Origin of the sequence: uncultured Aggregatibacter sp. (assembly GCF_938046485.1) — a bacterium.
In the GTDB taxonomy this organism is placed as follows: Bacteria; Pseudomonadota; Gammaproteobacteria; order Enterobacterales; family Pasteurellaceae; genus Aggregatibacter.
In genome coordinates this window covers 21137-29784 of the sequence record NZ_CALIWN010000079.1, presented here as the reverse complement: position 1 = coordinate 29784, position 8648 = coordinate 21137, and the positions used below count along the sequence as shown (strand labels likewise).

5 protein-coding genes are annotated in these 8648 nt (G+C 44.5%); 2 read left to right on the top strand and 3 right to left on the bottom strand.

The annotated features are described in order from the left end of the window. On the top strand, window positions 1-469 hold a 469-nt coding region (locus Q0203_RS09590), incomplete at its 5' end, for a class III extradiol ring-cleavage dioxygenase (protein ID WP_297931933.1). 197 nt (window positions 470-666) lie between these two features. Here the strand turns inward: Q0203_RS09590 and Q0203_RS09585 are convergent. Next, on the bottom strand, window positions 667-996 hold the full coding sequence (locus tag Q0203_RS09585; RefSeq protein ID WP_297931930.1) for an SMR family transporter: 330 nt from the start codon (window positions 994-996) through the stop codon (window positions 667-669). Between the two features lie 238 nt (window positions 997-1234). On the opposite strand from Q0203_RS09585, the gene Q0203_RS09580 reads away from it, so the two are divergent. Further along, window positions 1235-2761: a catalase gene (locus Q0203_RS09580; RefSeq protein WP_297931927.1), complete on the top strand. Its 1527-nt coding sequence runs from the start codon at window positions 1235-1237 to the stop codon at window positions 2759-2761. 571 nt (window positions 2762-3332) lie between these two features. On the opposite strand, the gene mukB is transcribed toward Q0203_RS09580, so the two are convergent. Beyond that, a complete protein-coding gene (mukB, locus tag Q0203_RS09575) occupies window positions 3333-7826 on the bottom strand; it encodes a chromosome partition protein MukB (RefSeq protein ID WP_297931924.1) in 4494 nt (1497 codons plus the stop codon). Beyond that, complete coding sequence (gene mukE / locus Q0203_RS09570) at window positions 7826-8566, bottom strand: chromosome partition protein MukE (protein WP_297931921.1); 741 nt, start codon at window positions 8564-8566, stop codon at window positions 7826-7828. Before mukE ends, mukB begins: the two co-directional genes overlap by 1 nt. Window positions 8567-8648 lie beyond the last annotated feature (82 nt).

The window sequence follows — 8648 nt, the reverse complement described above, 5'->3', positions numbered from 1 at the left end:
CGGTTTTGATCATGGCGCATGGGCGGTGTTGAAGTTTCTGTATCCCGATGCCGATATCCCTGTGGTGCAACTGAGTCTTAACCGTTTGCAACCTGTACAGTGGCATTTCAATTTGGCAAAAAAATTGGCTGCTTTGCGTGAAGAGGGCGTGTTGATTATCGGTAGTGGCAACATTGTGCATAATCTGAGAGCAATAAGCTGGGAACATATTGATCAAATCGGTGCAGGTTATGACTGGGCGTATGCGTTCCGTGATCACATTAATCACGCAATGACCACACAAAATGACGATGAATTGGTGCATTATGAGCAATTTGGTGAAAATGCGGCGCTTTCTGTCCCCACTCCGGATCACTATTTGCCACTCTTGTATGTGATGGCGCTGCGGGAGCCGGATGAAAAAGTGGCATTTTTTAATGATCATTTGATTGCCGGTTCATTGAGTATGACCTCTGTGTTGGTAGGGTAAAATGAACGCAACACTTTATGTTGAAATGCCATAAATTGGCATTGTAATGGGGCGGAGCAGTGGCGGGCATCTCGCTTTCCGTTGCCGAGTTTGAGGTGCCGTTCACGCACGGATCCGCCCGGTAAAGTAACATGAGAAGGCACAATGAGAGCGCTTCTTGCTTTGAAGGTGATAGCAATCACGTTATGTTCTGAAAATTAGTGATTCGTTGTCGAAAATAGATTAATCACCAGCACGCCGGAAATAATCAGGGCAATTCCTAACATAGCGGGCATATCGAGTTTTTGTCCAAAGGCAAAGTAGGCAACCATCGCTGTCAAAATGATCCCTACGCCGGACCAAACGGCATAGGCCAAGCCGACAGGCAGGCTGCGGAAGACGATGGAGACCAAATAAAACGATAAGGCATAAATCAATAACGCACTTATGGTGGGAAGCGGTTTGGTAAAACCATCGCTTAATTTCAGCAAATTGGTGGCGATGACTTCCAAGCCGATGGAGCCACCCAGTAAAAGCCAAGGATTCATATTTTCTCTCCGTTTGTAAAATCTTTCTAAAAAATGACCGCACTTTAGAATGCGATTGAACCGTTCATGAAAAAACGACAATTTTGAGCGGAATATAGCAAATTTGCATTACGCCGTCGTAATTCTTTTTTAAATAGGGTTTTCAAATTGATTTAATAGATTTCAATCGGTAAAACCTTTCTGTATTATGCTTGGCGATATTTACTTTAAGCTAATACTATTTATTAAGGAGTTTTCTATGAGTGCTAAATGCCCTTTTTCTCATCTAACCAGCACGCCTTTAACAATGGGTAACGGCGCGCCTGTTGCCGATAACCAAAACAGTTTAACTGCCGGCCCACGCGGTCCATTACTCTCACAAGATTTATGGCTAAATGAAAAATTAGCAGATTTTGTGCGTGAAGTGATTCCGGAGCGTCGTATGCACGCGAAAGGCTCCGGTGCATTTGGTACCTTTACTGTCACACACGACATTACTAAATATACTCGCGCAAAAATTTTCAGTGAAGTCGGTAAAAAAACAGAAATGTTCGCACGCTTTACGACCGTTGCGGGAGAACGTGGTGCTGCAGATGCGGAACGTGATATTCGTGGTTTTGCTTTAAAATTCTATACCGAAGAAGGTAACTGGGACTTAGTGGGTAACAACACCCCGGTATTCTTCTTACGTGATCCGCGTAAATTCCCAGATTTAAACAAAGCGGTAAAACGTGATCCGCGCACGAATATGCGTTCAGCCACTAACAACTGGGACTTTTGGACATTATTGCCGGAATCATTACACCAAGTCACTATTGTCATGAGTGATCGCGGTATTCCGGCAAGCTATCGCCATATGCACGGTTTCGGTTCACATACTTACAGTTTCTGGAACGAAGCGGGCGAGCGTTTTTGGGTGAAATTCCACTTCCGTACCCAACAAGGCATTAAAAACTTAACCGATGCAGAAGCCGCTGCAGTTATCGCAAATGACCGTGAAAGTCATCAACGCGATTTATATGAAGCCATCGAACGGGGTGATTTCCCGAAATGGACGTTATACGTACAAATTATGCCTGAAGCCGATGCGGAAAAAGTGCCTTACCACCCATTCGATTTAACCAAAGTATGGCCGAAAAAAGACTATCCATTAATTGAAGTAGGGGAGTTTGAACTTAACCGCAATCCGGAAAACTTCTTTGCTGATGTGGAACAATCTGCCTTTGCACCGAGTAACTTAGTGCCGGGGATCGGTGCAAGCCCGGATAAAATGTTGCAAGCGCGTCTATTCAACTATGCGGATGCTCAACGTTATCGTTTAGGGGTGAACTACCGCCAAATTCCGGTAAATCGTCCACGTTGCCCGGTGCATAGCAACCAACGTGATGGTTTTGGTCGTGTTGATGGTAACTATGGTAGCTTGCCGCACTATGAACCGAATAGTTTTAATCAATGGCAACAACAACCGGATTTTGCCGAACCACCACTTCGTATTAATGGCGATGCGGCGAACTGGGATTATCGTAACGATGATAACGACTACTTCAGCCAACCGCGTGCATTATTTAACTTAATGAATCCAGAGCAAAAACAAGCATTGTTCAACAATACGGCTGCCGCGATGGGGGATGCACCTGATTTCATCAAATATCGTCATATTCGTAACTGTCATTGGTGTGATCCAGCCTATGGTGAAGGCGTTGCGAAAGCCTTGGGCTTAACCGTGGAAGATGCGTTAAACGCGCGTGAAGTGGATCCTGCGTTAGGTCAACCGGGGCTATTGTAATCTGCGATACCGTACACAATAAAAAACGTCTGAAAATCTGACCGCACTTTTGACCGTAATGCAAAAAAGTGCGGTCATTTTTATATGATCGTCAGCTTTTTGCGGACGTTTATTAACCTCAATGCGTAATTCACGATGTCATAGCGTGCATCTTGATGCACGAATGATTAACCTCAATGCATAAATTCACGATGTCATAGTGTGCAAATTGTTGCACGAATGATTAACCTTGATGTGTAATTCATGATTTCATGCGTAGCGTGCATCTTGATGCACGACCAAATCACGCACGGAACGTTATTTAACTCTTTCGGGCATTCATGATTTCGTGCGTAGCGTGCATCTTGATGCACGACCAAATCACGCACGGAACGTTATTTAACCCTTTCGGATATTCACGATTTCGTGCGTAGCGTGCATCTTGATGCACGACCAAATCATGCACTAGGCGTTATTTAACCCTTTCGGGCATTCATGATTTCGTGCAACAAGTAGCACGCTACGATTCTAGATTTTTGGGGGCAGATCAAAAAACACTTCATTTTTTAACCGCACTTCTTTATTTATTAAACTACTCCGTTGCGCCGAATCCGCGTAAGCCGACCACATGAACGTGTTCGTGATTACCGGAGATTTTACGCACCAGTTTATAGGTAGTGCCTTTTTCCGGGCTGATGTTTTCCGGTGCAGCAATCAGTAGCTGCATATCTAGGCGTTCGCATAGCTCGAACAAAGTAGAAATGGATTTCGCATCCAAACGCGCCGCTTCATCTAGGAATAATAAACGGCACGGCACGATGTCTTTTCCGCGAATACGACGGCTTTCTTCTTCCCAGCTTTGTACCACCATTAAGAGGATGGACATACCGGTGCCGATGGCTTCCCCGGTGGATAATGCGCCGCTTTCTGCGCGTAACCAACCATCTGCGCCACGATACACTTCCACTTCTAAGTCGAGGTAATTACGGTAATCCAATAATTCTTCACCGATGGTTTGCGCAGTACGTTGCCCTACATCGATATGCGGGTTAAGGCGTTGATATAGCTTCGCAATGGCCTCGGAGAAAGTCATGCGGTTATCGCTGAACAGATCTTGATAATCCGACTGATTGCCGGATAACGCATCCAACAACATGGCATGCGTATCCCGAATATTCACCACTAAACGCACTGATTTCACCTGACCAAAGGCGATATTTTGTAGCCCTTGGTTTAGCATACGAATGCGATTTTGTTCACGTTGAATGGTTTTACGCATGATATTCGCCACACTTTCAGAACTGATCGCCAATTTTTGTTCACGGCCGGTCAACTCTTCCGTTAAGCGGGAAAGCTCGATTTCCATTTGTTCAATTGCATCAATCGGGTCATCGGTTTTCAGAATATCCTGACGAATACGTTCGCGCAGATGTTGATATACGGCGATAAAGAACCGCACTTTATTTTCCGGTTTACGGCTATCTTCTGATAAACGCAAAGCATCACGCAGATATTCGTTGTCAGCAACTGCCGTACGCAACGCACCTAGCGCTTTATCTGACATGGAGCGCAATTCATCTGCGGATAAATAGGCTAATTCACGACGATTTAAACGTTTTTCTACATCAGAATTACGGGATAAACGAAGCACCACACACCAGCTCATTTTCGCTGCCGTCACCAGTTCGCGCTGAGTTTTATAATCACGTTCTGCTTTACGAATACGACGAGTCAGATTTTCCGCTTCGCTTTCAATAAGGGTGAGTTGTTTTTCAATGTAAGAACGGCGTTGGCGATTAGTAGAAAGTTGTTGATATAACTCGTCACGACGAATTTTTGCACGTTCTTCCGCGCCTTCATCAGCACGAACACCCAATTCACCAATTTCTTGCATCAATTCCTGCAACATTTGATTTTTACTGTTGAAAGAACTTTGCAATTGAATCAACACTTGATTGTACTGAGCATATTGCGCTTGAACCTGACGTAATTGTTCGCGCTGAATTTCACGTTGTTGCTGCATTTGTTCTAAACGCGCGCGTAACTGTTCGTTTAATTCAGAGGTTTCCGTTTGTACGCTTTCCGCATAATTGAAATGCGCTTTGCGTTGCACCACATCCGCCAAGGCAAAGACTTTTTGTTGCACTTGTTTTTGTAGCTGAATGGCTTGTTCATAATCGGCTTTTAAGTGCTCGTAATTTTCCGGGTCGCTTTGCAACGTGTTAGCAATCGGTTCTAATTGTGACAACGTGACACCGTGCTGACGGATAAATAATTCATCCTGCTCTGCCAAATCTAATTGCTCACGGCATTCTTCAATGCGATCAGTTAAGCTATCATCAGCCAATAATGGCAATTGCGGAATTAATTTATTCAACAACTGCATTCTTTCTTTCGCCTCATCTAAACGAAGACGAATTTGCTGCTCGCCGATCACCAATTGATTAAGCTCGCGTTCAATTTCATTGCGTTGTTGATTGGTCTGCGCCATCAGTTGTTCCGGATTCGCTTGGAATGCCAAGGCTAAATGCAGACCAACAAACTGACTAAAATGCTCATGTAAACGCTGGCATTTTTGCACGTCAAAAGCACGTTGTGCATACTGCTCCGCCACTTCCTCACGTTTAGCCTGTAATTCTTCCAAATATTTTTCACGGGCAGCACGGCCGAACAACGGAATTTCAGGAAATTTGGAATAACGTAATTCACGATCGGACACCTGAACAACCACACCAAGCTCCAACTCTTGTGCCGAAAGTACGCTGTCGTCAAACGCCGCTGGATCCCCCTCGATTAAATACAAATCTTCCGGGCAATCTTCCAAATTAGCAAGTTGCTCTTTCACCGCATTCAAATCACGCACCACAATGGCATGGCGTGCCGGGCCGTATAAGGCAGAGAAATAAGGTGCGTCTTCGATCGGCACATCATCGTATAATTCAGACAGCAACACGCCACCGAAACGTTCTGCCAGAACATTCAAACGGGCATCTTCCGAACCATCCGGCTGACTTAAGCGGCTAATTTGCTCATCTAATTGCTGACGTTGAAGTTCTAGCTGGTCGCGTTCCATGGTCAATTCGCGCTCTTTGGTCAGCTGTGATTGCATGAAATTCATCACATCCTGACTGTCTGCGAATTCTTCTCCACTTTGCTCTTGCAAGCGTTCCAATGCCGCTTGAGCGGTTAACCAAGCCGGCGCTTTACGTGCGTTTTCATCATAAAGTGCGGTTAAATTTTCACGTTTTTGACGTAGGGTTGAACGTTGCTCAACTAACTCGGAAAGTTCGGCAGATAAATCTTCAATTAAGGCTTCTTGATCGCCATAGAACGCTTCCAATTCATCCGCCGTTTCTAAGCTCTGATTCGCACGTTGATTAAAATCGTTTAATAATCTGACCGCACTTTGTTGTTGATTTAAGCGCTGCTCTAACTCATGTAACTTAGCACGCAATTGCGGCGTTTGTTGCGCTTGGAGCTTTTGTGTCGGATATTCGCGTAACAATTCTTTGGCACTTTCCCACGCGGCAGAACGTGGCACCTCACCTGCAATTTTGCAAACCAATTGATAGGCTTTATCAAATTGCGTTTTCGCCGCCTCGGAAATAGACATTTTTTGTTCTAGTTCAAGCACGTTATTCGTCAATGCTTCCGCTTGCGCTTCAAATTCTTCGTGATATGCCTCCACGTTTTTTACCGATAAATCGGCTAATCCACACAATGTCTTGGCTTTTTCTAAGGCTTGAATGGCTTGCTGATATTGCAATGCACGGGTTTGTTGTGCATCAAGAGCTTGCTGATAATCTGCTAATTGGGAACGCAAGTTGTCAACTTCTTGTTCTGTTTGTTCAAATTGCGCCTGACTTTCTTCCAGTTGCTCGTTAGCAGTTTCAACCACCATTTTTTGCTCTTCCAAGCGCTCAGTCAGTTCGTTGACATCTTCTTGATAACGAGAAATTTTTTCCTGATGACGTAACGCATTTAACACCAAATTCAGATGATCAAGTGCACTTTGGTGATCCACTTCGAGGACTCTTTCACTTTCGGCTAACTCGGCGGCTTCACGACTTAATTCAACTAAACGATGTTGTGATAAATTCTGTTCAGACTTGGCTTTATACCACTCCTGACGGAAATTTAATGCGGTTTCAATGTTGCCACGACGCTCATTGGCATTTCGCATATAATCCGCCGCCACATAATTGGTGGATTCGGTGATTAAATGTTTGAATAAATCGCGATCCGCTTGGGTCACTTTAATCGCTTCCAACGTCATACGGTTTTCACGCAAAGCACTTTCCATGTCTTGGAAGGCTTTTTTCACGCCTAAGTTTTCCGGCAATAAATAATCCCGCAAGGAACGGGTAATGGCGCTGGAAATACCGCCGTATAAAGAGGCTTCGATAAGTTTATAGAATTTGCTACGGTCGGAAGATGAACGCAAACGTTTCGGAATAATTCCCAAATCAAACATCATGCCGTGGTAATCGGTGATGGAATGATATTGTTTAAATTGGGCGCCGCCCTGTTCAACTTTGTCTTTTAATTCATTTAAGGTCAGTACGCGCGCTTGACGTTCGTTAATGGTTTCGGTGAAAAGTGCGGTCGGATTGACAGACAATTCTACGCCTTGAATAGAAAAGGTTTTTAAATCCACTTTTTTATCACGGCCTGCCACTTGTTGCAGACGAACACCCACAATAATCCGTTGATGACGGGAGTTGATGGTATCCAACGCCGCGTAACACACGCCCGGACGCAATTTACCGTGCAGCCCTTTATCACGAGAACCGCTTGTGGCACCGGCTTCCGTAGTGTTACGGAAGTGCAATAAGGTTAAGTCCGGAATCAACGCTGTCACAAATCCGGCCATGGTCGTAGATTTACCGGCACCATTACCACCGGAAAGTGTGGTCACCAATTCGTCTAAATCAAAGGTACGGGCGAAGAAACCGTTCCAGTTGATGAGTGTTAAAGAACGGAATTTACCGCGTTCTACTCCACTGTTTTGGTTAAAGATAACCGGCGCTACATCAGAGGATACCGTATCCATTACTTCATTTTCCAGAGATAATTCTTCAGTCATTATTCTTGTTCCTCTTCTACGAATTCGTCTTCAACGTCAGCATCGTTCTCGCTGTTTTCTGAACTATTTTGTAATGCGGCTTTTTCTTGCTGTAAAGATTGTGGCGTTGCCGCTTCCCCATCGCGAATTAAGCGTAATTGTGCTTCAATCGGATCATCTCCGGCACGCACTTCTGCGCCAAAACGGAATACGGATTCGGAAATCGTGAATTTGCCGCTGTTCGGTTCGCCTACGGTATAAATCATGCCTAAACGGCGTAAACGACCAATTGCCGCACGCACTTTTTCTGCTAATTTTTGTTTATCCAAATCGGAACCACTGGAACGTTGATTCACCGCTTTCAGTAACTTGCCTTCATCCGCTAAATTCAGCAATTCGTCATACACTTCCTGCGTACTGAAAATCCCCTGCTGTGCTAAACGCTCCGGACTTAAATACAAATAACACAACACCTTACCCACTAACATTTCCAATTCAGTTAACACAGAACGGGCTATGAGTGTTGTTGCTTTCGGACGTAAATAGAAAAAACCTTCCGGCGCACGAATCAGTTCCACGTTATAACGACGATAGAACAGATCCAGTTCCGTTTGAAAATCAAGTAAAAAGGCGTGGTTATCCAAATGTTCCGTACTAATATGCTTACCGGAACGCAACTGGCTGTCCACAGCAGGAAATAACGGATTGGCAATGGCAGCTGCCAATTTTGGGGAAATTACATCTTGAAGGTTGTCTGTCATTATTTTTTTCTCTAACTGAATTGCTCTGTTATTGTCTTATTCGTGCGATAGATACGACTCAAAAAACGCGTGGATTTTCGAC

Excerpts from the sequence above, each read along its gene's own strand:
- Q0203_RS09585 (WP_297931930.1), bottom strand. The coding sequence starts at position 996 with ATGAATCCTTGGCTTTTACTGGGTGGCTCCATCGGCTTGGAAGTCATC.
- Q0203_RS09580 (WP_297931927.1), top strand. The coding sequence starts at position 1,235 with ATGAGTGCTAAATGCCCTTTTTCTCATCTAACCAGCACGCCTTTAACA.
- mukB (WP_297931924.1), bottom strand. The coding sequence starts at position 7,826 with ATGACTGAAGAATTATCTCTGGAAAATGAAGTAATGGATACGGTATCC.
- mukE (WP_297931921.1), bottom strand. The coding sequence starts at position 8,566 with ATGACAGACAACCTTCAAGATGTAATTTCCCCAAAATTGGCAGCTGCC.